Source organism: Leeuwenhoekiella sp. W20_SRS_FM14 (genome assembly GCF_052119605.1).
Lineage (GTDB): Bacteria > Bacteroidota > Bacteroidia > Flavobacteriales > Flavobacteriaceae > Leeuwenhoekiella.
The window spans coordinates 569,003-593,053 of the sequence record NZ_JBGQOK010000002.1; the positions used below are offsets into that span (position 1 = coordinate 569,003).

The following is a 24,051-nucleotide window of genomic DNA, read 5'->3' on the forward strand; positions in this document are numbered from 1 at the left end:
CAATTAACAGAAGCTTATAAACCTGAACGTAAAAACTTGAGAAATTCATTATACTTTTGAGCAACTAAAATTTAAAACAACACTTATGAAAAAGATATTTTTAAGTATGGCAGTACTTGCTACTTTAGCTTTTACTTCTTGCAAAGACAATGAAAACAAAGAAGCTGATGAAGCTATGACCGAAGAGCAAATGGCTATGGAAGCTGAAGCAACTACTGAAGAAGAAATGCCAGAGCAACAAACTATCGCTACTATAGCAATGGGCAATGAGAACTTTACAACTCTTGTAACGGCTATACAAGCTGCAGAATTAGGAGAGACTTTAAACGGTGCTGGTCCTTTTACTGTTTTTGCTCCTACTAATGATGCATTCGATAAATTACCTGAAGGTACATTAGAGGATTTGACAAAACCTGAAAACAAAGAGAAATTAGCTGGTCTTTTAAAATACCATGTTGTTTCTGGAGAGTATATGGCTGCAGATGTAGTTAAAGCAATTAATGATAATAACGGAAGTTTTGTGATCAAAACTGTACAAGGTGGTGAGTTAACTGCTACTCTAGATGGTGACAATGTTATTATTACTGACGCTAATGGTAACAAATCAAAAGTTGTTATGGCAGACGTAGATGCTTCAAATGGTGTGATACACGCAATTGATGCAGTTGTGATGCCAAAAATGTAAGACTATATATAAGTCCTTTATAAAACCCTTCAGCAATGAAGGGTTTTTTTGTTTTTAGTGTAATCCCGTTTAGTTTTAAACGTCTAAACTTATTCTAAAATTGGCTAATTTTTAAGTCTAGCTTTTCTATTCTGGGCGTGGTCAAAAGTCTAAAATTCCGTAATTTTAAGTCGCTATGAAAAAACAAAATATACGTAAGGGATTTGTCTTTAAAACTTACGAAGCCCCCGAACAGTCGTTGTTTGATCAACTTTTTGAAATTTTTAAAGAGCTGATAACGCATACTTCGGGAGACTTTGATGAGGCAATGGACTGGCTTAAGGAATTGGATAAGGAATATAAATTAACTAATGAAGATTATACATTAGATGATTTTGTGCAGGAACTTAAAGATAAAGGCTATCTCAAAGAAGAACTAGAACTTGACGGAAAAGGTTCTTTATCAATTACTGCTAAAACAGAGCAGGCAATACGACAACGTGCTCTAGATCAAATCTTCGGTAAGCTTAAACGTGGTGGTTTAGGAAACCATAAAACCAATAGAGTAGGTAATGGCGATGAGCATACTGGTGAAACCCGGGAGTATCGTTTTGGTGATGGTCTTGAACGGGTTTCTATGACGGAAAGTCTCAAAAATGCTCAGATCAATAATGGTATGGGTAATTTTGATTTAACCGAAAGAGATCTTATTGTTGAAGAAACTCAGCATAAAGCGCAAATGAGTACGGTGCTTATGATAGATATCAGTCACAGTATGATTTTGTATGGCGAAGATCGCATTACACCTGCTAAAAAAGTAGCGATGGCTCTCGCCGAATTGATTACGACCCGCTATCCTAAAGATACTATTGATATTATTGTCTTTGGTAATGACTCGTGGCCTATTAAAATTAAAGATTTACCGTATTTGCAGGTAGGGCCGTACCACACCAATACCGTTGCCGGCTTGCAACTCGCTATGGATATTTTGCGTCGTAAACGTAATACCAATAAGCAGATTTTCATGATAACAGATGGTAAGCCTAGTTGTATACGTGAAGCAGACGGTCGTTATTATAAGAACAGTGTGGGCTTAGATGAATATATAGTAAATAAGTGTTACAGCCAGGCCAGCCAGGCGCGTAAACTTAAAATACCTATAACTACATTTATGATTGCACAAGACCCGTATCTGATGCAGTTTGTACGCCAGTTTACTGAAGCTAATCAAGGAAAAGCATTTTACACAGGCCTTAAAGGACTGGGAGAAATGATTTTTGAAGATTATGAGACTAATAGAAAAAAGAAAATACGCTAGAAAAAGGAAATAAAGAAAAGACTATGAGCAAACCAGCTATTAAAACATTAGGTGAGTTAAAGAAAGCAAACTATGCCAGTCGTGGTATTAAAGATGAGCTTCGTCAAAATTTACTTAGAAATATTAAAGAAGGAAAAAACTCTTTTGAAGGTATTCATGGTTATGAATATACGGTAATACCAGAATTAGAGCGCGCAATTCTTTCCAAGCACAATATTAATTTATTGGGTTTAAGAGGGCAGGCAAAAACACGTCTTGCACGTTTAATGGTTCAACTGTTAGACGAGTGGGTACCTGTTGTTGAAGGTTCAGAATTAAATGATGATCCGTTTAATCCCTTATCGCGTTATGCTAAAGAATTAATTAATGAAAAAGGAGACGATACACAAGTAGACTGGCTTCACAGAGACGATCGTTTTGCTGAAAAGCTAGCAACTCCAGATGTTACCGTAGCAGATTTAATTGGGGATGTAGATCCTATTAAAGCTGCTAATTTAAAACTAAGTTATGCAGATGATCGCGTGATTCACTTTGGGATGATTCCTCGTGCAAACCGCTGCATTTTTGTTATTAATGAATTACCAGATTTACAGGCTCGTATTCAGGTAGCCTTGTTTAATATTTTACAGGAAGGAGATATACAAATACGTGGTTTTAAATTGCGTTTGCCTTTAGATCTTCAGTTTGTATTTACTGCAAATCCTGAAGATTATACAAATAGAGGAAGTATTGTAACACCGTTAAAAGATCGTATAGGTTCTCAAATTCTTACACATTATCCTGAAACTATAGAGATAGCGCGCACCATAACGCAGCAAGAAGCACGCAGAGACGGTCGTAATGAAGAGCAGATTTATGTACCCTCATTAGCAAAAGATCTTTTAGAGCAAATAAGCTTTGAGGCCCGTGATAGTGAATATATAGATGTTAAAAGTGGGGTGAGTGCACGTATGAGCATTACTGCTTACGAGAATCTTCTAAGTACTGCAGAACGCAGAGCATTACTGGCAGGCGAGGAGACCACGACTGTACGTCTGGGAGATTTTATGGGAATGATACCTGCAATCACCGGTAAGGTAGAGTTAGTTTACGAAGGAGAGCAGGAGGGAGCAGCTTCTGTAGCACATACCTTGATAGGAGATGCGATAAAGACTTTATTTATTAGTTATTTCCCCGAAATTAAAAAGCTCGAAAAACAGAATGAAAATAACCCCTACGACCCCATTATAGCCTGGTTTTTTGATCAAACCGATTTTGAATTGCTTGACGATTTAAATGAAGCGGAATATAAAAAGATGCTAGATGATGTCGCGCCTTTGCAAACACTTATAAATACCTACCAGGCAGATCTTGATAAAAAAGATCAGTACTTTATGAAAGAGTTCATTCTTTGGGCACTGGTAGAGTTTAAGAAATTAAGCAAATACCGTATGTCTGAAGGGATGCGTTTTAAAGATTTATACGGTAGTTACATAAACGGTCTTTAGACTTATTAAAACTTAAAATTAAAAACCCCGCTAAATTTACTTAGCGGGGTTTTTTAATGAGATAATAGAAGTACTTCTGTAATCGAAGACTCAAATAATTTGCGTATTATTTTAAAATGGTAAACTCACTTCTTCGGTTTACATCCTGTTGAGCATCTGTACAATTCATAGAATTACAATCGTTTATCAAATCGGTTTCTCCATAACCTTTAGCGGTTAAACGACTTTCATTAATACCCTGAGAAATTAAATAGGCTACTGTAGCCTGTGCTCGACGCTCAGACAATTGTAAGTTATAACTATCAGAACCTTTGCTATCTGTATGCGATGCAACTTCAATATTCATATTAGGATATTTTTGCATTACCTCAACGAGTTTATTTAAGATTTTAGCAGCATCAGGACGAATAGTTGCCTTGTCAAAATCAAAAAATATTTTCTCAAGATTTATCTGTGTTGTTTGATTACGCTTATTAAAAACAATTAAACTGTCTGAATCTGCGTATGCAAGCATCTCTAATTTAATAACCGTTCTAGTAAGTGGCGAATATTCAATTTTCACTTCCTTTTCGGTAGGAACATAAAGTTCTTTATTTGCTTTAAATTTATAGGAACTGTTAGGGCGAACCTCAAATTTGAAGCTTCCATCTTCAGCAGAACGAGTTTTAGTAATGGTACCGGTTTTAGTATTAAACATCGTTACCTCTGCGCTTGGAATAGGCTTCAAGGTAGTCTTATCATCTACATTTCCCAAGACCACATAATCAACGTTAGGATAGATTTCTAAGGCATATAATTTGTCTTTTCCGGTTCGATTAGAAGAGAAAAATCCAGAGCCATATCCCTCTTTTAAAATAAGAGCAAAATCATCTGCATTTGAATTTATGGATGAGCCCAGATTGAATGCTTCTTGAAAATCACCAGACTCCCAGTCGCTTCGGTAAACATCTAGACCACCCAGACCTTCTACGCGATTACTGGCAAAATACAGGTTGCCCGATTCTGATACAAATGGAAACTGCTCTAATTTATCTGTATTTATCTGAGGCCCTAAATTTACAGGATTGCTTATACTGCCATCAGGATTTATTTCTGCCTTATAAATATCAAAATTACCAAAACCACCAGGCATATCACTGGCAAAATATAGTGTGCTGCCATCTGAGCTAAGTGCAGGATGGGTTATTGAATATAACGGATTATTAATTTCAATAGGTTTTACATTAGACCATTGTGTACCTACCAGCTCAGCACTGTAAATTTGTAGAACACCTACTTTACTTTTGTCGATTCTACTTAATTGTGAGCTGGTACGTGTAAAATACATACGTTTACCATCTGCCGTGAATACCGCATTACTCTCGTGCGTATCTGTATTAATCGCTCCCGGAAACAAACCTTCATCAGTTATCGTACTTCCCAAAACTTTAGCATAATACAAATCTAGAAAGGGTTTTCCGGTCCAGGCATAAAGCGGTCGTTCTGCATTACGATTTGAAGCAAATACGATTTGTCTGTCAAAATAAGCGGCTCCAAAATCGTCATAAGCAGAAGCTGCATCTAAAACCGTAGGCATAAAATACTGTGGAAGTTTAAGATCGTTAGCTTCAGTAGTTTCTAATATAGAAATTGCTTCACCTGTATAAGTAGATAACAATTCATTTGCCTTGTCATAATCTTTGTTGCGTTTTGCGGCATCTGCATATCTAAAATAAGTATTTAGGCTTTGATTAGGATTTAGCATCCACGCTTTTTCATAAGTGGCAGAAGCGTTTTGAGCATCTGCAGTGTAATAATAAGCGTCAGCTAATTTTAAGGTAGCTGTAGAATCTAAAGTTTCTTCTGTCTCATAAGCTTGTATTGCTTCGGCGTATGCCTGATTAGCAAAAAGCTTATTGGCCTCTTTTAATGTTTTGCTTTGTGAAAATCCCACTTGAAAAACAATCAGCAGAATACATAGAATGGTATAAGTTCTCATAGTTATAATACTGTAAATTAAAAGAAGCGAGGAGATTTAAGATACGATGGTAATTTGCTTAACAGGTCAAAATCAAAAAGAACCATAACTTCGTGGCTTCCGTTATTGTATGCTCCTAAATTTGATGTGGTGTAGTCATAAGCATAGCCTACGCGAACACCTGGCGTTACCTCAAAATTTAGCATTCCGGTTACGGCGTCATCAATTCGGTAGCCTATACCTGCTTCAAAACGTTGATAAAAACGCACATTGGCATTAACATCAATACTTACCGGAGCGCCATTTACCCATCTCGCCATAAATGAAGGTTTAATCTGAAAGTCTGAAGACGGCTCAAATACATAACCACCGGTAAAAAAGAAATGTGTGTTTTCACTTCCCAGACGCTGAACGCCATTTTGATCTTCAAGATGTTGAGAGGCTACAAGGTTAGGTGCAGAAATTCCTAAATAATATTTATCTGAAAAATAATAAGCTCCAATTCCTATTGTAGGATACGTGCGGTTTATATTCTGATCAAAAGAAGGGTCTGTTGCAGGACCACCGCTGCCTAGTTGAAGTCTGCTAAAGTCTGTACTAAAAAACGAAGCTCCGGCTTTAATACCTAAGGCAAGTGTAGCATTTTCCTGTACGGGTAATTTATAAGCAAAATCTGCATTTAAATTAGTTTCCTGTACTACATCGCCTATTTCATCGTGAACAATATTTAGACCCAGCTCTACTTTATCAGAGACGGGTAAATGGCCAAAAAAGCTGGCAGTTGTGGGAGCACCATCTATACTTACCCACTGTGCTCTGTAAATGCCACCTATTTTAGCTTTATTTACAGATGAATAAGCTGGGTTAATTACGCTCATATTATACATATACTGCGTGTATTCTGGGTCTTGTTGTGCAAACATACTTGTGCAAAAAAGGACAAGCACTGCAAAAAACGTAAATTTTGAAGTTGAAGTTTTCATTGAGATCATCCTTTTATCTGTTTAGGTAAACTTTACCTTGTTTAGAATTTGTTTGGCCGTTGTTGTAATTGATAATGTAGAAATAGGTACCGTTAGGAAGTGTGTTTCCTCCTAAGCGGTTTTGATTTGCCTGTCCGTTCCAGAAGCCTGTAGAGGCATTACCTTTAAACACGACATTACCGTTACGGTTAAATATCTCAATAGTATAATTTGGGTAAATAATATCTATATTTTTCATTTCAAACAGATCGTTTATTCCGTCGCCGTTAGGAGAGAAACCATCAGGTATAAATACCGAATCGCAACCCGTTAAATCTGCTGTTACAGCTAATCGTTGTGAACTTTCACAACCTGAAGAACTGTTTTGAGCAGCAAGATAATAGGTTGTATTTGCAGTTAAAGCGGTGGTTGAACTTACAAGAGAGCCGCCGGTTGCAGCATCGTAAACTAAGATGTCAAAACCTGAGCTTGCATTTGCTAAAAGATCAGCTACGGTAGGATCGTCGTTAACGCAAAACACATTTCCTGATGCGGTAAGTGATGGGGTAGTAGGATCTTCAAGGTTTATTACAGCAGGATTAGCAGTTAAATTTGAAGCACTACACAATGTTGTAAAATTTTGAATATCTATAATTTCTACGGTCGTAACGCCTGCACTTATCAGTACTGAAGAATCTATAGACAAGGTCGCAGCGCCTGCTGTGAAAGGCAATGTAGCAGTTACAGACTGTACTGTGTTAGCTCCACTAAGCGCATAGGTAACTAAATAATCTGCATCTACTAATGCTGAAGCACCGCTTATTAATACAGATACCGGTTCTCCAAAACAAACATCACTACCAGTTACTACAACACCGGTAGCGTCTGGTAAACCGTATATTTCAAAATCATCACTCACAGTTAAAGTACCAGAAGCACAATTTGATGCGCTTGTAACCCTTGTAATAGCTATGGTTGTAATCCCTGTTTGTGTTAAAGCAGTAGCTGGTATTTCAAATACTCCGGTTCCGTTTGTTACAGTTACGGTTGCCGAAAGACCTGAGGCTGTGTTCGTGCCAGACAAATCATAAGTTACTGTATACGTGCCATCAGTAAGATCTGCTGCATTTGCAATACTAACTAATCCTGGTTCATTTACACATATATCTGAAGCTATCACGCTTTCATCAGCAAGTTCTGGAATAGGATTCACCTCAAAAGATGTAGTTAAACTTGTATCGTTAATACAGGTGGACGCTGTGCTTGTAATTGACTTAATAGTCAAAGTAGTTGTTCCTGCATTAGCTAAGGTTAGAGCATCAAGAGATAAAGATGCACTTCCTCCTAGGAATGTGATTGTAGAAGTTTGAGAGAACGTATTTGCTCCGGTTAACTCATATTCAATTTCATAAGTACCATCTATAAGATCTGAATTTGTAAAAAGAATATCTGAACCTTCTCCTAAACATACCGAAGCTACACTAACTGTTGTATTTGTAAGTGTAGGAACGGGTAAAGTTTCAAAATTTTGAGAAATAGGTAAACCTGTTGCTGCACAGTTTAAAGTAGCAGTAGCTAAACTTAAAATTGTGATTGTATTAGTTCCTGCGTTAGTAAGTGATGTTTCAGCAATTGTTAACATTGCTACACCAGCAGTAAAGGTCACATTAGCATTGGTCTGTGCCAGCGTATTAGCACCGCTAATTGTATAGCTTAGTGTATAACTACCATCCTGAACAGCAGTTGGAGCAAAGTTTATCATAACAGTAGCTTCCTTGTCTTCACAAACATCAACTACCGTAAGTACTGCATTGGTTAGATCTGGTATAGGTGTGATATTAAAGTCGTCTGCAGGCATCGTTAAGTTATCTGCTTCACACGCCGTTAATGAATTTGCAATTGAAGTCAGCGTGAGGTTAGAGTTCCCATTTGCTAAAATTGTGGCAGGTAGTATAAATGATCCTGTACCGTTTGTTACAACAACGCCAGTAGCAGATTCATTTGTAAGTGTAATAGCTCCTGTTAGGTCATATGTGAAATCGTAAGTGCCATCTGTAAGATTTGCAGTCGTAGCTGTGTCTGTAATAGTGACAGTTACTGTTTCGCTTTCGCATGCATCAGTAACACTAACGCTTAAAGTCTGTGCGTCTGGTTTAGGACTTACCGTAAAAGTGGATGTAATTGCAACATCAGAGCTACATCCTGCATAGTTAGTAGCATTTGTTAATGTAATGGTATAGTCATCTGCCGTTAAAAGTGCTGTTGCCGGTAATGTGATTGTAGCTGTACCTCCTAAAACATCTGCAGTCTGCGTATAATTCATCGAAGTTGTAGAATTTGCCAGCGTATAGGTAAAGCTATAGTTTCCATCTACTAATTCGAGTTCTGAAGTACTTCCTGCATCACTTATGGTGAACGTACCATTTTCTTCAAGACATAAAGGTTGATTTACTTCAAGCAGTGCATCAGACAGATCAGGTAATCCCACTATAGTAAGTGTATCTCGAAGATCTCCTAAATACGTGATACATTCTCCAAATGTATTAGGGTCTTTGATAGACTCAATAACGAGTTCAGCAACTCCTACACCTGTGAAAAAACCTGTATTTGCATTAAAAGTACCCACACCATCAGTCATTGTAACAACTACCGTTTCTGTACCCGCATTTGGTGACGGACTTACGCTGTATGTCATTTCGTAATTTCCATTAGGTATATCAGCTAGAGCTCCTGTAATGGTAACAATTGGAGTAATAGGTAACGTATCTACACAAATAACGTCATCATCTTCCGCAGGAAAGCTAAACTCTAATATAGCATTTCTAAAATCTGCTACCTGCTCAATCACGATATTTACCGTAATTTCACTTTCATTACAAATTTGATTTACAGGTTCTACGGTGTAGGTAAAGGAATAGGTACCTACCCCATAGGTATCGCGTATTCTTTCGATATTTATAAAACTATCTGTAGCACTAGTAATCTCACCAGTTGTGTTTTCCGTCCAAAAACCGCCATCATCTTCGTTTATGATTGCAGTTCTTAAATTATAATTTCTGAAACCAGATAGATCATCAGTTTCACAAAATATAGTCTGTGTGTTAGCATCTAAATTGCCAGAATCTGGAGCAGGAGATACTTCAAGTCTTACCATACTTGAAATAGGAGAAGGATTAGCAGAACTAGTCTGGCAATCTATTGCTGGTTGATCTGTAACGGTATATCTAAACGTATAAATACCTTTCCCAGCTTGTGAAGCATCAAAATTACGTCCTGATAGTGAGTTGCTGGCTGAAGCGACATCATCACCTCTTTCATTACTTACTGCTATAAGAGTCCAGTTTCCTGGCGTTGTTGCTGCAGGGCTACCTCCTGTAAATTGGAACAAGTTAACTCTGCTATTGTCATCACAAGCTACGGCATTCATATTGCTCTGTCCCGGAAAACCCGCTAATGTTAGCGTTACTGTAGCACTCTCTGAGCAATTGGGGTTGGTATAAGTATAGCTAAAGGTACCACCACTACTTATTTGCCAGGTATTTAGCTCACCTGTCGTTTCGTTTAGACCACCTGTGTTGTCGTTATCAGTCCAGGTACCACCCGGAGTTGGTGAACCACCTAGAGCTGCAAATAAGTCTAAAAATTGATTTGTTTCTTTGTTACACGAACTGAGTGTCGCATCCTCACCGGCGCACTGAGCATAGGTAGATGTAGAAAATCCGAAACTAATAAATAGAAAAGACAGCATAATTGCCTTTCCTAAAAAAGTAATTTTTTTATGCATAGAAGTTGGGATAAGTTTTAATAATACAATATTAATCGATTAATTGCAAATAATCACGATAAAAGTAATATTATATTAGTAAAACTTTCACACTTAAACTTCTAATTCTGACGGATCTTCTTTCTTACCGTTTGGATATAAGGCAAAGCGTTTCATTTTCGCGTCGTGAGTATGCTCAGGTGAAGGCCACGGCCATCCTCCAAATTCTGTTTCCTGAAAATTTCTGAAAGCATTTTCGATATCACTTCTTGAATTGCCTACAAAGGGTCCGTGTATTACGACGTGCTCCTTTATGGGCATTCCTTCAAGTAGTAAAAGTGATGCAGGAACATTTGTATTAGTAAGTGTTAAATCTTGTGAGGCTTCTGCCTGTATCTCGTGCATAACCGGTATGGTAAACTCTTCAGAAATAAGTGCATTACCCTCATAAAAATATAATGAACGGTTAGCGCCTTCTTTTCCATTAGGAAGTGTAAATGTCGCTTCAGCATCTAATGTTATCAGCCAAATGTTTATTCCGTTCTCAGGATTTGCTGCCCAGGAATCTGGCGCAGGGTCTAATGCACTTTGATTTTTATAAGTACCCGCAATAAGTGTTATGCTAATGTTATTGTTATGTTTATCCTTAAGATTTATAACCGGAATATTCTCGTGCCACATCATCCCAAAATAAGGAGCTACACCTTTACTTTTTGCAGGTAAATTCAACCATATTTGAAAAAGCAAAAGCGGATTTCTGTCTTCGGTATTGAGTAGTGGAAACATTTCACTGTGTTGAACACCTTTTCCGGCTGTCATCCACTGTACATCACCGTTTCCAAATCTACCGGCAGCGCCTAGCGAATCTGAGTGATCTACAAATCCCTGTTGTGCTATAGTAACCGTTTCAAAACCTACGTGCGGGTGTGCGGGAAATCCCGGTACTTTAGACCCGTGGTACATTGCCCAGCCATCTTTCTGAACAAAATCCTGACCTAAATTACGACCTCCTAAAGAGGCTTCAGGTCCTAAATTACCATTGCCTTTAGGATAACTATCGTGGTGAAAAGCACAAAAAAGAAATGGATCTTGAGTTTCCCACTGGTTCTGAAGTTGTTTTATTTTTATAATAGCAGCCATAGATTTAATTTATAAAAGAGTATACTAAGTTAGGTGACCCAACACGTAACTGAAACATTAAATGTAAGCACTTATTCACAGTCATCTATTAAAGACCAACTCAAAATTTGTAATTTTCAACAATACACAATTTAAAATCTTAAGGGCAGTGAAATTTTTTCAGAAGGAAATACAGTTAAAGCAACGAGCTAGAGGTTTTCATTTAATCACAAATGAGATTACAACTCATTTAGAAGAGTTGAGAACTATAAAAATAGGGCAGTTACAGGTATTTATTAAACATACGTCTGCTAGCCTTACTATAAATGAAAATGCAGATCCTACCGTACGGGAAGATTTTGAAAGCCATATGAATAAAATGGTTCCCGAAAATGCACCTTATTATATACACACCTACGAAGGGCCAGATGACATGCCGGCGCACATCAAGGCATCTCTGATGGGAGCTTCGGTGACAATACCCATTACAAACGGAAAATTAAATCTGGGAATCTGGCAGGGTATTTATCTTTGTGAACACCGTAATCACGGTGGCTCACGAAGTGTTGTACTAACATTATTTGGTGACTAGCTGCTCTTTAGCTTCAATGAGCTGGCTTAAAATGTATTCTACGCCACCCTCGTTGTTGCTTTTAGTACTATAATTAGCTGCCTTGGTAATATTAGGATGCGCATTCTGCATAGCATAGCTAAAATGAGCAAGTTCCATCATTTCAATATCATTATTGTAGTCACCAAAGACCATAGTCTCTTCTTTAGAAATATTTAATTTATTCTGAAGAATTTTAAGTGCGCGACCTTTGTCTGTATTGAGATGACTTAAATCTAGCCAGTTTTCTCCAGAAACTTTTGCCTTAATTTTATCTTCTAAGTGTCGTACTTCGGGATATGTAGTTGTTTCTGAACCACCAAAACTGTAAACAGCAATCTTAAAGAAATCATCGTCTTCTATTTGCGTTAGGTCCTCTACACGGTCATATTTAAAATAATACTCATTAAAAATATTTAGGAATTTGTCGTGTTTAGATTCTACATACGCCTGTTTTTTTCCGCATAGAACAATATGTGCATCATCTATTTTACGCATACGACGTATTAAATCGTGAACCGTTTGCGTGTCTATAGTACAAGTATCTGTTACTTCTTCTGCGATTACGGTCATTCCGCCATTTTCTGCGATTATGGTAATCTCATCTTTAATAGGCTCTAACTTGTGTATCATACTGTAGTATTGTCTTCCGCTTGCGGCTACAAATTGTACATTATGCTTTTTAAGTTGTTCAAACTGCTCAAAAAATAAAGAACTCACAGCTCCTTGATCATTAAGGAGTGTACCGTCCATATCTGAGACTACTAATTTTACCTGTGATAAATCCATAAGCGCGAAAATAACCCATACTCGCAACCTGACCGAATTTCTAACATTAAGAGTATCTTAAATTCTTAATATATCTGCTTTTATAGATTGAGAACACGATTAATACTTAGCGCCCTGCGCTATATTTTTACTTGCTTTTTCTATAAAAAAACGTAAATCTTCATTCGCATTTTTTAAATCTTCGTTGCGCAAATACATCATATGACCACTGCGATAGCCTTTAAAATCTATACGGTTTGTAAACTTACCATTGAGGTTTATCTGGCTTATAATATACTTCGCGTTAAAATAGGTACAGGCTCCATCATAATAACCTGACTGAACTAAAAGATGCAGATTTGAGTTCATAGCCATTGCTTCGCGTAAATCTGAACCAGAGTGGTTGTTACTACGATCCCAGGGTCTAACGTCGCCAAACATATCATATGTTAGATCTGTTTTAAAATTGAGTTCTTGAGTCATATAATAATTGATTGCCGGCGTAAAACTATGTAGCCAGGAAGTAAGTTCGCTGTTGTAATCTGGAGATGAGCCCGCATCAGCGATATCCAAACCTTTATATCTGGAGTCAAGACGTCCTATGGTAAAACCTTCCTGATCGCGCAATAAATCTTTCCAGAAATAGTCAAACGGCACAGCAAGATTGTTTTGTTTTACGGTTTTTTGCGATAAACCAGAGTAGTAAGCTGTTTTTTCTATAGCAGTACTGCGTTCTGCTTCGGTAGCATAACCTCCTTTAGCCAGTACCGGAAGCAATTCATTTACAGCATAGGCTTCAACTTCAGGAAGTACTTCGAGTAAATCTTTATTTTGAAGGGCAGGAGGTAGGGCTTTGTGATACCATGCAGCGGCTGCGAAATAAGGCAGACGGTTTGCAATTTCTACAGGACCTTCAAATTCAAAGCCTATTTCTGTAGGTGATACCAGAATCACACCGTTTAAATACATCCATTTGCTTTGTTGTAATTCCATTGCCAAACCCGAAACACGTGTAGTACCATAACTTTCACCAATTAAAAACTTTGGAGATCTCCAGCGGTTGTGACGAGTAACAAAGGTATTGACCCAGGTGGCTAAATAACTTATGTCTGCATTTACTCCGAAGAATTGTTTGCGATCTGGCATTTCGCCTTTTTCATTGGGAAGCATTCTGCTGTAGCCTGTATTTACCGGGTTTATAAAAACAATATCTGCTACATCTAAAATCGAATTGGGATTGTCTTTAATTCCGTAAGGTTGTACCGGGAATCCTTCATCGGTTATTTTAAGAATTCTTGGGCCGGTGTAGGCAATATGCATCCATACCGAAGCAGAACCGGGACCACCATTAAAGCTTATAACCAGTGGGCGCGTCTGATCATCTTTAATATCTGTTCGTGTATAGTAGGTATAGTTTAAAGTAGCTATAGGATTTCCTGACTCATCCCAAACCGGCTGAAAACCCAACTCCGCTTTATACGGAATACTTTTACCTTTAATGATAACATTGTGATTAGATATTATAGTAGTATCTACAGGGACTTTCACTTTTTGGGCAACTGCCGAAAAGCATATGGTTAATAGAAGGAGAAGCGTAATTTTTAATTTCATAATGTTATAATGGATTGATATGAGATCATTCAGGATTGTATAAATTTAATATTTTGAAGCTTTTAGCAAACTGTCTAATTGCTGCCTGTTAAATGATTTTCCGGCTTTTATAACCTCAAAAATATCCTGAGTACTTTTAATATCTTTTAAAGGGTTTGCGTTCAATAAAAGTAAATCTGCTTGTGCTCCGCTTTGTATTTTCGGAATCGTCTTATTTAAGAATTGAGCTCCGTTTTGAGAAGAAGTTTTAAGCGCCTCAAGCGGACTCAAACCTGCATTTACTAAAGCTTCGAGTTCTTGGTGTAAAGATATACCGGGATAGATATAAGAATTGTAAGCCCCACAGTCTGAACCTGCAAGAAGGCCTACCTTATTTTTATTCAATTCGCCGGTTAGCTTAACAAATGTAGAATCTAATTTTTTCCGCATTTGTATAAATTCTGGTGAGGCGCCTAGTGCACTGTTAATACGACCTTCGTAAGTTTTTTGAACTCCGGAACCTATATAACTTAAATAATCGTCAGACGTATGATCTTGCTCATCAAGGTAGCTTAACGTATGGCCAATATGTAGTGTAGGCACGACATAAACATTACGCTCCTTCAGGCTATTAAAAGTTTTAAGAGCAGCAGCTTCAGAATAGGTTTTTATAACCTGATCTAAGGAGGTCCAGAAACCTGTTTCATCTTTTTTTACAGCGTTCGTTATGGCTACCTCTTCTAGTGAACACCCTTTTAAAATGTAATACAAGTGTTCTATAGCGTCTATTCCTGCCTCGGTAGTTTCTTTTAGTGTAACCGAATAGGGCATATGCCCACTGGTGATCATATTTCGACTTTCGGCCTCTTTAATGGTTTGTAAATAATTTTCCGCGGAAATTTTACTGTCGTAAATTTTTACAAAATCTACATTTAAAGCTTGAAGCGAATCGAGCGCACGGTTAATTTCTTCAAGATTTGAAACTTCTAAAGATCCTGCCCAGGTTGCGCCGGGACCATCTATTTTAGGACCCGAAGTATATATTGTAGGTCCGTTTAAAGAACCGGCAGCCATTGCATTTTGCCACTCGTGTACCGCAGTGGTTAAATCTCCACCGGCATCGCGTACTGTGGTAATTCCGTTTGCCAGATAAAGGTTTAAAAACTTTTTATTTTCTTCTATTAGACTATCTCCACCGCGAAAATGTACATGATTGTCCCATAAACCCGGCATTAGGTATTTTCCTGTTCCGTCAATTTGGGTTTTAGCAGCGCTGGTTAGCAAATCTTTAGTGCGTACAATAGAATGAATGGTATCTGCATTTATAAATACTGATTGTTCATTAAGAATTTCACCGCTTTCTAAATTGAGAATATTCACATTATGAATTACCAAATCAAAAACAGGAGCTTTAGAAGTACAGGAAATTAGAAATAAAGAAGCAGTGAATAGAAGTAGCGATTTATTCATAAATCATATTTTAATTTAAAGCATTCAAAATACGGAGATTCTCTAAATAAATTAGGGTAAACTAAAAAAGAGCCCAAAAGGGCTCTTTTAAATTATATTTTATGGTGTTTTATTTTCCCCACTCTGTGTGAAAAATACCTTCGCGATCTATACGCTCATAGGTGTGCGAACCAAAGTTATCACGCTGCGCCTGTATAAGGTTAAGCGGCAATAAACTTGATGTGTACGCTTCAAAATAATTTAAAGAAGCAGACAATCCCGGAACCGGAATACCACTTAATGCAGCATAAGAAACCGTAGCTCTCACAGAAGCCATAGTCTCTTGTACCTTGGGTACAAATGAAGGTGCTAATAATAAGTTAGGTAATGATTTATCTGAAATATATGCTTCAGAAATCGAGTCTAACAATCCTGATCTAATAATACAACCGGCTCTCCATATTTTTGCGATAACAGACATGTCAAGGTCGTACTCATATTCATTAGATGCATCTGCAAGCTGGTGTAAACCTTGTGCATAAGCAACTATAAAGGAGAAGTACAAAGACTCTTCTGCCATTGCGATTAATTTGTCTTTGTCTATAGCCTGTGGTTCTGGTCTACTGTATAATTTATCGGCAACAATACGTTCTTCTTTTAATGCCGAAATCTCCCGCATACTCACCGCAACATCAATCGTAGGTACAGGTATTCCTAGATCCATCGCGTTTTGTGAGGTCCATTTTCCGGTTCCTTTTTGTTGGGCTTTATCAAGAATCATATCTACCAAAGCACCATCACCTAAATCGTCTTTTTGAGCAAAAATTTCGGCAGTAATTTCAACTAAAAACGATTGTAAGCGTCCTTTATTCCATTTATCAAAAATTTGATGCAATTCATCATTGCTCAAATTCAAAGCTTTTTTCAGCAGATCATAAATTTCTGAAGTAAGTTGCATCATTCCGTATTCGATACCATTGTGAACCATTTTCACATAATTTCCGGCAGATTTTGGTCCTAAATGCGCAACACAAGGTTCGCCTTTAAATTTTGCTGCAACTGCTTCAAAAATAGGTTTGATGTGGGTATATGCTTCTGCATCACCACCCGGCATTATACTAGGGCCTTTACGAGCTCCTTCTGCGCCACCACTTACACCGGCTCCAAAGAAATTAATGCCCTTTTCTTTTAAATACGCTTCACGACGGTCTGTATCTGTAAAAAATGAGTTACCGCCATCTATAATGATATCACCTTTATCTAAGTGAGGAAGTAAGGTTTCTATTACCTGATCTACAATTTTACCTGCAGGAACCAGCAACATAATTTTTCGCGGAGCGGAAAGCGCATTTACAAAAGTGGTAATGTCTGAAGAGGCATCTACCTTAGCCAGATCACCACCTTCTTTTTTGAGTGCATCTACTTTTTCTTGATCTAGATCATAACCGTAAGCCTTAAAATTGTTGTCTGCGACGTTTAAAATAAAGTTACGTCCCATTACACCGAGACCTACAAGGCCAAAATCATAATTTTTATGCTCCATAATAATTAGTTATTGTTCTTTTTAATTTGCACTATAATGTTTTTATAAAGCCTCTTGTGTGCAGATAAGATGCCTTATTTTTGTATTGGTTATTGCCAAAATTAAATGATAACATTGACTTATTACTGCTTTATTCTATAAACTCATGTTATAATTACAGATAACCAATTAAGACTACAAAAATCAATAAAAAACCAATATTCTTTATGAATTCTACATCAAATCAACTGCTGGTCATTTTTGGAGCTTCGGGAGACCTCACAGCTCGTAAATTAATACCTGCATTATATCATTTATATGAAGGCGGTCACTTTCCTGAAAATTTTGTCGTTTTAGGTGCAAGCCGCAGTGATATGAGTGACGAAGAATTTCGTAATAAAGTTGTTTATGAAAGTCCGTATTTAAAAGGAGAAGTTAAAAAGAAAGATAAGGAGTTCATTAAGAAATTTGCAGACCTGTTGTATTATCAGGATTTAGGCGATGATTATGACTCTGATTATACAGATCTTAAAAAACGTATAGAATCACTTGACAAAGAGTGTGGTACAGACGGCAGTTTTATATTTTACCTCTCTACACCACCCAGTTTATACGAGCCTATTGCAAAAAATCTTACCGATCAGGGATTAACTAAAGGATCTGGCTCTGATAAAGGCTTTAGACGTATAATAGTAGAAAAACCATTTGGGTATAGCCTTGCAACTGCTCAGGAATTAAATAAAGGTCTTCAGAAATATTTTAAAGAAAATCAAATCTATCGCATTGATCATTATCTAGGTAAAGAAACCGTACAAAACCTACTGGTAACTCGTTTTTCAAATTCTATATTTGAACCGTTATGGAACCGTAACTACATTCATCACGTAGAAATTACCAATGCAGAAACGGTAGGAGTAGAGAAGCGTGGTGGTTATTATGACAAATCGGGTGCGCTACGAGATATGTTTCAAAGTCACTTGCTGCAGATTGTTTCGTTGATTGTAATGGAGCCGCCTATAAATTCTAATGCTGAAGAAATACGTAATGAGAAAGTAAAAGCTTTAAAGTCTTTACGTATTATGAAGACCGAAAAAGAGCTTTTTGATAACACCATGCGTGGTCAATATGTAGCTTCTAGTATAGATGGTAAACGCGTAAAAGGCTATAGAGAAGAAGAAGGTGTTGACCCTGAGTCTAAAACGGAAACCTACGCAGCGATCAAGTTTTTTGTAGATAACTGGAGATGGAAGGATACGCCATTTTACGTGCGTACCGCTAAGCAAATGCCTACAAAGGTAACGGAGGTAGTAATTCACTTTAAAACGCCGCATCATCAGGTTTTTAAAGATCAGGATATTAATAATAAAGACAATAAACTCATCATACGCATACAACCAGATGAAGGTATTCTTATCAAATTTGGTGTAAAAGTACCAGGACAGGGCTTTCAGGTAGAGCGTGCAAATATGGATTTTTATTACAGCAGTCTTGCAGATTCTAATATTATGGAAGCTTACGAGCGTTTACTACTTGATGCAATGCAAGGTGATGCAACACTATATGCACGTGCAGATGAGGTTGAGGCAGCCTGGGCTTTTGTAGATCCTATTTTAGACTATTGGGCAAATGGTAAAGATGTAAATACCTATGGCTACCCTGCAGGAACCTGGGGTCCTAAAAACTCAGATGATCTAATAGAAGATGCTAACGGGTGGCGTAATCCCGGCGAAATGCTTACAGACGAAACCGGATTCTGCCTTATATAAACCGAATTTTAATTAAATATTTCCATAATTATGGACTTACGTATACAAGAAAATAAGCAACGTGTTGCTGAAGATTTTTCAGAATTTTTTAAAGAATTGTGTTCAACCGGAGAAGAGGTGCATATTGCCCTTTCTGGCGGAAGCACTCCCAAAATAGTTTTTGATCAACTGGCATCAGAATTTGGTGCAGATATAGACTGGTCAAAAGTAAATTTATACTGGGGCGATGAACGCTGTGTGCCGCCTTCAGATGACGAGAGCAATTATAAAATGACGGTAGAACATCTACTTTCTAAAATCACGATTCCTGAAGCTAATATTTTTAGGATACTAGGGGAAGATGACCCCGAAAAAGAAGCTAAACGCTACACAAATGTATTACGTGATAATTTACCCACTCTAAATGGAATACCCTGTTTTGATCTCGTTATCTTAGGAATGGGTGATGATGGTCATACCGCATCTATTTTTCCGCATCAAATTGAATTGTGGGAAATGCCCGAAAGCTGTAAAGTAGCAACGCATCCCGAGAGTGGACAAAAACGTATTACCATTACCGGAAAAGTTATCAATGCGGCTAAAACTGTTGCTTTTCTAGTAACCGGAGCGAGTAAAAAAGAAAAAGTATCTGCAATTATAAATGAGCGCGAAGATTACAAGAAGTTTCCCGCGAGTCTAGTGGCTCCTAAAAACGGTGAATTGATCTGGTTTTTAGATCAGGACGCAGCAGCTGGTTTGTAACTGTTATGTAAATAGAAAATGCTTCGGAAACTAATCTGTTTCTGTAGTTTGAAATTTTAAAGGATTCCCGGGCTCAATATGTATTAGTACAAAGTTGAGGTTGGGAATTTCTTCTTTTAAATGGTCTTGTAATTTGTGTGCAATAATATGACCGGCGGTTACGCTTATCGTACCATCTACGATAGCGTGCAAATCAAGATGATAATTCATCCCTGCTTTACGTATGTAGGCTTTTTCGGTTTCTAAAACTCCGGGTACTTCAAGCGATTTTACGCGTACCAGTTCGATGACATCATCATATCTGTTTTCATCCATTATTTCGCCCAGGGCGGGTCTAAAGATCAGATATGCGTTGTATAAAATAATGCCAGATGCCAGTAATGCTGCCCAATCATCTGCAGCTTCAAATCCTTCTCCAAAAATAAGTGCAATACTTATTCCTAAAAATGCCATTACCGAAGTTATTGCATCGCTACGGTGATGCCAGGCATCTGCTTTTAGCGAAGAGCTATTAGTCTCTATACTTCGTTTTAAAACAAGACGGAAAGAGGCTTCTTTCCAAATAATAATAGCTCCTAAAACATAAAGTGTCCAGGATTTTGGAGCGAGGTGCGGAGTTTGAATATTTTCAATGCTTTCGTACGCAATGACTGTGGCAGAAGTCACTAAAAATGCCACTACGAGAAAAGTAATTAAGGGTTCTATTTTACCGTGACCATAAGGATGATTATCATCTGGCGGACGGTCTGCATATTTTAAACCAAAAAGCACTAAAAAAGAAGCAAAAATATCTGCTGTAGATTCGATAGCATCGGCTATTAGTGCATAAGAATTACCAAAAATACCGGCAATACCTTTTAATATTGCAAGTATGGTATTTCCTATAATGCTAAAGTAGGTTGCGCTAATAGCTGTTTTTACTTTACTCATAATTTAAGCGCGGTAGGGTTGTGGTTTTATTTTTAAGGAAAGCAAAGTTCCCCTTTTTAAAGGTTTTTAAAGAGTTTAATAGTGTTAAGATTTAGATTAAAAGGCAATAAACTTTTAATGATAGCCAGAAGAATTAAGGTTTATTTTTTTAATAGAAAAAGTCTGAAAATACACTGTAGGATGCATTTTCAGACTTCTTAAATTGAGTAGGTTTATCTTTTAAATAGTTTCTATAACCTGATCTAAAGCAATTCTAGATTTTGGTTTTTTGCTAGGTTGGTTGGCATCTTCAGGATCTCTATAACCTATTGCAACCGCTACCAGTGTGGTATAATCTGATTGACCTATGATTTTATCGTAGTTCTCAGGTTCTATACCTTCCATAGGTGTCGCATCTATACCCATTTCTGCACAGGCACTTAATAAAACACCTAATGCTAAATATACCTGCTTTTCAAACCAGGCTTTGGTTTGCGCTTCGGGTTGTGGTTTTATAAATTCTTTATAATAATTAACAGCGCCCTCGGGTAATTCACGTTCAATTTGAGATTCAAAGGCAGCTAAACTAGCTATTCTACTTAGTACAATTACCGTATCGCTATCTGTAACTTTGCTAGTATTTATCCAGGATACTTTAGAAAGTTTCTCTTTAGTAGCACGATCAGAAACGAAGGTAAATTTCCAGGGTTGGCTATTAATAGAAGAAGGTGATAAACGTAAAATTTCTTTTAACGCTTCGATCTTCTGACTGTCTATTTTTTTTGATGCATCATATTTTTTTGTTGTGTATCTATTCTGCATCGCTTGTAAAAAACTCATATTTTAAATTTAAAGTGAATCATCTTTAAAGTCGTAAAAGTAGCCATTGCCTTTCCTGTAAGATTGTTAAGCTTATCTCAAAACTTATAGCTTTAGCGTATTGATGAGGTTAAATTAAAAATCCCAATATAAAATTGGGATTTTTAAAAATTAGATCGCTTATTAATTTCTTTGTGGTGGGGTCCAGCGGTTTATAGATTTTTTTTGTAAACCGTCCGCGTATGTAATTAATTCAATAAGACTACCCCAGGGAGCTCTACCATAAACCCCGGCATTATGTGGTCCTTTTTCTATACCACCTAAACCGTGTGGTTGCGATAGTAATTCGCCACCGGCAGTTTTAAAACGTTCTGCAGCATATTCCATATCGTCTACATAAACTGCAAAATGCGTGATGCCAAAATCATTTAAGGCAATAGATTTTCTCTGATTTGTATTTTCAAATTCGAAAAGTTCTATAGTTGCGCTTTTACCCAGTTGCATAAGTTTCATATGTACCACTTTTGCTCCTTGAGGAATTCCTAATTGTTTTTCGGTTTCCTCACCTTCCATAGGCTCTTCATCTTTTTCTACCAAGTCATACAATGTTTTAGCATTAAAAGCCTGTTCTAAAAATTGTGAAGCTTCGGTTACATTAGGTACGGTGATCCCAATGTGGTCTATACCGCGTATATGTGATGTTGTGCTCATAATTTAGGAGTTAGAATTCGTTATAATTTCTACTTGATCGCCAATGGTTACCTGTGTATTCTCGTGATCTAAAAAAGTCTTTTCATCAGGGAATACATGATTTTTATAAAAATCTGAATTGAGTGTGTTTTCCAGACCTTCTAAACTATCAAACCAAAGTTCTGCAGTGCCGTCATAATCTTCAACTTCTACAGCACTCGTTTTTTGTTTTATGGGATGGGTTTGTATATAACGAATGCAATGTTTATCTGCTTCCGGGATTTTCCTAAAGAGTGGGCCGTGTATCTCAATATGGTGCTTTACAAATTCTTCGTGAGTGAGTTTAGGATTACGTCTCAGCAACATGGTCATTTTTATCATGGCTTAATTTTTAAGGTTAAACATTACCCCAAAATTACACGAGACATGGTCTTAACTAAATCCATTTAGTTGATTTAAAATAAGTTTAACGGGATCGATTTAACGTGTTAAGAAATCAAATTATGTAGATATATGAATGTAAGGTAATTAACACGTTACTTCGTATTTTAATCAAAAATAATACAAGAAGATAACGTTAATTTTTTAAGAGGAAGATGATTTAAAATTATATTCTATTAGTTAGAAACTGAATTATAAGGTTTTTCGACCCTATATTTTGACTCTAAATAGGCATCGAGAAAACAAAATTAGTCTCTTTTTGAGTTGAAGTAACTTCAATAATTCCGTTATGTGCTTTTGCTATTTCTGAAGAAATATAAAGACCTAAGCCTAAACCCGATTTGTTGTTAGCAGAATTTGTTGTAAAAAAAGGTTTAAACAGGTTGAGCATTTTTGCTTCGGGAATCTCATCACCCGAATTTGAAACGCGTATAGAAAAACTATTATTTATGGCCAGGACATCTACTATAATAGGCTCTTCTGCGGCACCATGTTTAACTGCGTTTCCGAGTAGATTAGAATACAATTGCCCCACGCGATTAATATCACAATTTACATCTTGCTTTAAATCTATATTTAAGGTGATTTTGTGATGTGTATCTATCGTTTTAAGTTCTTTAGTAACCTGATTTAATGATTTTTTAAGCGCCTGATTATTCGTTATACGATCTAGTCGTATGCCTTCACCCAGATGTCCTTTAGCGAAATCTAATAAATTATCAATGAGACCCTGCATACGATAGGAGGTACTTTTTATAGTACTCGCCTGTCTATTTGCCATTTCGGGCAAATCCATCTGTAATAAAATATCTGCACACATTCGGGTTGTACCTACAGGATTGCGTAGATCGTGACCTAAAATTGCTATAAATGTTTCCCGTAATTCACCTATATGTTTTTCTTCTTTAAGCTTAATATTTAAGTCATTAATTTCTTCAACCGCATCCAGATGAAAGGAAATAAGCTGCGCATAAAGAGCGAATAAATCTTTAGTTTCTTGATTGTCTATTTTTGCGGGTTCAGGGTCTATGGCGCAGAGTGTACCAAAAAAACTTCCATTTTTTCTATAAATAGGATAAGATATATAGCTTTGAAACCCGTATTGCGCTGGAGTAGGATGATTACAATAGGTGACATCACTAACCACTTCATCAATGATTACCGGGTTGTGATGCTGTTTAATCTCGTTGCAAATTGTGGTTTCTAAAACCAACTCATCTCCCGTTTTTAAGCCAAAGTTACATTCGTCTTGTGAAACACACGTAATCCATTTCTCATCTGTAACACGTGCTACGGCAGAAAATTTCATTCCTGTAGTGCGACAAATGACATTGAGTATCGAAGGAATCGCACTAATTTGTGTGACATTCAAAATGTCATTTTGCAAGTCTGTACTTAGGTTAGTGTTGATCATAGTTAGCTATAAGTAATAAATATAACGATTATTTTATTTTAAGTCTGTGATGTATCACCAAC

The 24,051-nt window shown here is 37.0% G+C and carries 19 protein-coding genes; 6 read left to right on the forward strand and 13 right to left on the reverse strand.

The features are described 5' to 3' along the window. The first annotated feature begins 85 nt into the window (after window positions 1-85). The 3 genes from ACEN25_RS06005 to ACEN25_RS06015 all read left to right on the forward strand — a co-directional run bounded on the left by ACEN25_RS06005 (window position 86) and on the right by ACEN25_RS06015 (window position 3,469). A complete protein-coding gene (locus ACEN25_RS06005; RefSeq protein ID WP_441802120.1) occupies window positions 86-685 on the forward strand; it encodes a fasciclin domain-containing protein in 600 nt (199 codons plus the stop codon). A 175-nt stretch (window positions 686-860) separates the two neighbouring features. Continuing rightward, a complete protein-coding gene (locus ACEN25_RS06010) occupies window positions 861-1,982 on the forward strand; it encodes a vWA domain-containing protein (protein ID WP_441802121.1) in 1,122 nt (373 codons plus the stop codon). Window positions 1,983-2,005: 23 nt separating this feature from the next. Further along, window positions 2,006-3,469 (forward strand): magnesium chelatase, encoded by a 1,464-nt coding sequence (locus tag ACEN25_RS06015; RefSeq protein ID WP_441802122.1) that lies wholly within the window; start codon window positions 2,006-2,008, stop codon window positions 3,467-3,469. 106 nt (window positions 3,470-3,575) lie between these two features. On the opposite strand, the gene ACEN25_RS06020 is transcribed toward ACEN25_RS06015, so the two are convergent. The 4 genes from ACEN25_RS06020 to ACEN25_RS06035 form a co-directional block, all read right to left on the reverse strand. Then, window positions 3,576-5,447, reverse strand: a complete 1,872-nt coding sequence (locus ACEN25_RS06020) for an OmpA family protein (RefSeq protein ID WP_441802123.1) — start codon at window positions 5,445-5,447, stop codon at window positions 3,576-3,578. A gap of 17 nt (window positions 5,448-5,464) precedes the next feature. Beyond that, window positions 5,465-6,409, reverse strand: coding sequence for a PorP/SprF family type IX secretion system membrane protein (locus tag ACEN25_RS06025; protein ID WP_441802124.1), 945 nt, complete (start codon window positions 6,407-6,409; stop codon window positions 5,465-5,467). A 13-nt stretch (window positions 6,410-6,422) separates the two neighbouring features. Then, complete coding sequence (locus ACEN25_RS06030) at window positions 6,423-10,172, reverse strand: gliding motility-associated C-terminal domain-containing protein (protein WP_441802125.1); 3,750 nt, start codon at window positions 10,170-10,172, stop codon at window positions 6,423-6,425. 93 nt (window positions 10,173-10,265) lie between these two features. Next, the gene (locus ACEN25_RS06035; protein WP_441802126.1) at window positions 10,266-11,291 is read right to left on the reverse strand and encodes a pirin family protein; all 1,026 of its coding nucleotides are present in this window, start codon (window positions 11,289-11,291) and stop codon (window positions 10,266-10,268) included. Window positions 11,292-11,439: 148 nt separating this feature from the next. On the opposite strand from ACEN25_RS06035, the gene ACEN25_RS06040 reads away from it, so the two are divergent. Continuing rightward, entirely contained in the window at window positions 11,440-11,862 is a 423-nt protein-coding gene (locus tag ACEN25_RS06040) for a secondary thiamine-phosphate synthase enzyme YjbQ (RefSeq protein ID WP_441802127.1), read from the forward strand. Here ACEN25_RS06040 and ACEN25_RS06045 read toward each other — a convergent pair. From ACEN25_RS06045 to gndA, 4 genes are all read right to left on the reverse strand, one after another. Then, entirely contained in the window at window positions 11,848-12,669 is an 822-nt protein-coding gene (locus ACEN25_RS06045) for an HAD family hydrolase (protein WP_441802128.1), read from the reverse strand. The genes ACEN25_RS06040 and ACEN25_RS06045 overlap by 15 nt on opposite strands. A 99-nt stretch (window positions 12,670-12,768) precedes the next feature. Further along, window positions 12,769-14,259: a S10 family peptidase gene (locus ACEN25_RS06050; RefSeq protein ID WP_441802129.1), complete on the reverse strand. Its 1,491-nt coding sequence runs from the start codon at window positions 14,257-14,259 to the stop codon at window positions 12,769-12,771. 45 nt (window positions 14,260-14,304) lie between these two features. Further along, window positions 14,305-15,708, reverse strand: coding sequence for an amidohydrolase family protein (locus ACEN25_RS06055; protein WP_441802130.1), 1,404 nt, complete (start codon window positions 15,706-15,708; stop codon window positions 14,305-14,307). 109 nt (window positions 15,709-15,817) lie between these two features. Then, window positions 15,818-17,230: an NADP-dependent phosphogluconate dehydrogenase gene (gene gndA / locus ACEN25_RS06060; protein WP_441802131.1), complete on the reverse strand. Its 1,413-nt coding sequence runs from the start codon at window positions 17,228-17,230 to the stop codon at window positions 15,818-15,820. Window positions 17,231-17,436: 206 nt separating this feature from the next. Here gndA and zwf point away from each other — a divergent pair, with 206 nt between their 5' ends. Both zwf and pgl read left to right on the forward strand, forming a co-directional pair. Then, entirely contained in the window at window positions 17,437-18,975 is a 1,539-nt protein-coding gene (gene zwf, locus ACEN25_RS06065) for a glucose-6-phosphate dehydrogenase (RefSeq protein ID WP_441802132.1), read from the forward strand. A gap of 30 nt (window positions 18,976-19,005) precedes the next feature. After that, on the forward strand, window positions 19,006-19,716 hold the full coding sequence (gene pgl / locus ACEN25_RS06070; RefSeq protein ID WP_028374918.1) for a 6-phosphogluconolactonase: 711 nt from the start codon (window positions 19,006-19,008) through the stop codon (window positions 19,714-19,716). Between the two features lie 30 nt (window positions 19,717-19,746). Here pgl and ACEN25_RS06075 read toward each other — a convergent pair whose 3' ends face one another. The 5 genes from ACEN25_RS06075 to ACEN25_RS06095 all read right to left on the reverse strand — a co-directional run bounded on the left by ACEN25_RS06075 (window position 19,747) and on the right by ACEN25_RS06095 (window position 23,989). Then, entirely contained in the window at window positions 19,747-20,646 is a 900-nt protein-coding gene (locus ACEN25_RS06075) for a cation diffusion facilitator family transporter (protein WP_028374919.1), read from the reverse strand. Window positions 20,647-20,865: 219 nt separating this feature from the next. Beyond that, the gene (locus tag ACEN25_RS06080) at window positions 20,866-21,465 is read right to left on the reverse strand and encodes a nitroreductase family protein (RefSeq protein WP_441802133.1); all 600 of its coding nucleotides are present in this window, start codon (window positions 21,463-21,465) and stop codon (window positions 20,866-20,868) included. 162 nt (window positions 21,466-21,627) lie between these two features. Continuing rightward, entirely contained in the window at window positions 21,628-22,155 is a 528-nt protein-coding gene (locus ACEN25_RS06085) for a VOC family protein (protein ID WP_441802134.1), read from the reverse strand. Window positions 22,156-22,158: 3 nt separating this feature from the next. Further along, on the reverse strand, window positions 22,159-22,515 hold the full coding sequence (locus ACEN25_RS06090) for an EthD domain-containing protein (protein ID WP_441802135.1): 357 nt from the start codon (window positions 22,513-22,515) through the stop codon (window positions 22,159-22,161). A 283-nt stretch (window positions 22,516-22,798) separates the two neighbouring features. Next, window positions 22,799-23,989, reverse strand: coding sequence for a GAF domain-containing sensor histidine kinase (locus ACEN25_RS06095; RefSeq protein WP_441802136.1), 1,191 nt, complete (start codon window positions 23,987-23,989; stop codon window positions 22,799-22,801). Window positions 23,990-24,051: the final 62 nt, after the last annotated feature.

What these genes read in the sequence shown, in the direction of transcription:
- ACEN25_RS06025 (WP_441802124.1), bottom strand. Translation starts at nt 6,409, where the DNA reads ATGAAAACTTCAACTTCAAAATTTACGTTTTTTGCAGTGCTTGTCCTT.
- ACEN25_RS06050 (WP_441802129.1), bottom strand. Translation starts at nt 14,259, where the DNA reads ATGAAATTAAAAATTACGCTTCTCCTTCTATTAACCATATGCTTTTCG.
- zwf (WP_441802132.1), top strand. Translation starts at nt 17,437, where the DNA reads ATGAATTCTACATCAAATCAACTGCTGGTCATTTTTGGAGCTTCGGGA.
- ACEN25_RS06045 (WP_441802128.1), bottom strand. Translation starts at nt 12,669, where the DNA reads ATGGATTTATCACAGGTAAAATTAGTAGTCTCAGATATGGACGGTACA.
- pgl (WP_028374918.1), top strand. Translation starts at nt 19,006, where the DNA reads ATGGACTTACGTATACAAGAAAATAAGCAACGTGTTGCTGAAGATTTT.
- ACEN25_RS06030 (WP_441802125.1), bottom strand. Translation starts at nt 10,172, where the DNA reads ATGCATAAAAAAATTACTTTTTTAGGAAAGGCAATTATGCTGTCTTTT.
- ACEN25_RS06005 (WP_441802120.1), top strand. Translation starts at nt 86, where the DNA reads ATGAAAAAGATATTTTTAAGTATGGCAGTACTTGCTACTTTAGCTTTT.
- ACEN25_RS06095 (WP_441802136.1), bottom strand. Translation starts at nt 23,989, where the DNA reads ATGATCAACACTAACCTAAGTACAGACTTGCAAAATGACATTTTGAAT.
- ACEN25_RS06010 (WP_441802121.1), top strand. Translation starts at nt 861, where the DNA reads ATGAAAAAACAAAATATACGTAAGGGATTTGTCTTTAAAACTTACGAA.
- ACEN25_RS06090 (WP_441802135.1), bottom strand. Translation starts at nt 22,515, where the DNA reads ATGATAAAAATGACCATGTTGCTGAGACGTAATCCTAAACTCACTCAC.
- ACEN25_RS06020 (WP_441802123.1), bottom strand. Translation starts at nt 5,447, where the DNA reads ATGAGAACTTATACCATTCTATGTATTCTGCTGATTGTTTTTCAAGTG.
- ACEN25_RS06080 (WP_441802133.1), bottom strand. Translation starts at nt 21,465, where the DNA reads ATGAGTTTTTTACAAGCGATGCAGAATAGATACACAACAAAAAAATAT.
- ACEN25_RS06035 (WP_441802126.1), bottom strand. Translation starts at nt 11,291, where the DNA reads ATGGCTGCTATTATAAAAATAAAACAACTTCAGAACCAGTGGGAAACT.
- gndA (WP_441802131.1), bottom strand. Translation starts at nt 17,230, where the DNA reads ATGGAGCATAAAAATTATGATTTTGGCCTTGTAGGTCTCGGTGTAATG.
- ACEN25_RS06085 (WP_441802134.1), bottom strand. Translation starts at nt 22,155, where the DNA reads ATGAGCACAACATCACATATACGCGGTATAGACCACATTGGGATCACC.
- ACEN25_RS06015 (WP_441802122.1), top strand. Translation starts at nt 2,006, where the DNA reads ATGAGCAAACCAGCTATTAAAACATTAGGTGAGTTAAAGAAAGCAAAC.
- ACEN25_RS06075 (WP_028374919.1), bottom strand. Translation starts at nt 20,646, where the DNA reads ATGAGTAAAGTAAAAACAGCTATTAGCGCAACCTACTTTAGCATTATA.
- ACEN25_RS06055 (WP_441802130.1), bottom strand. Translation starts at nt 15,708, where the DNA reads ATGAATAAATCGCTACTTCTATTCACTGCTTCTTTATTTCTAATTTCC.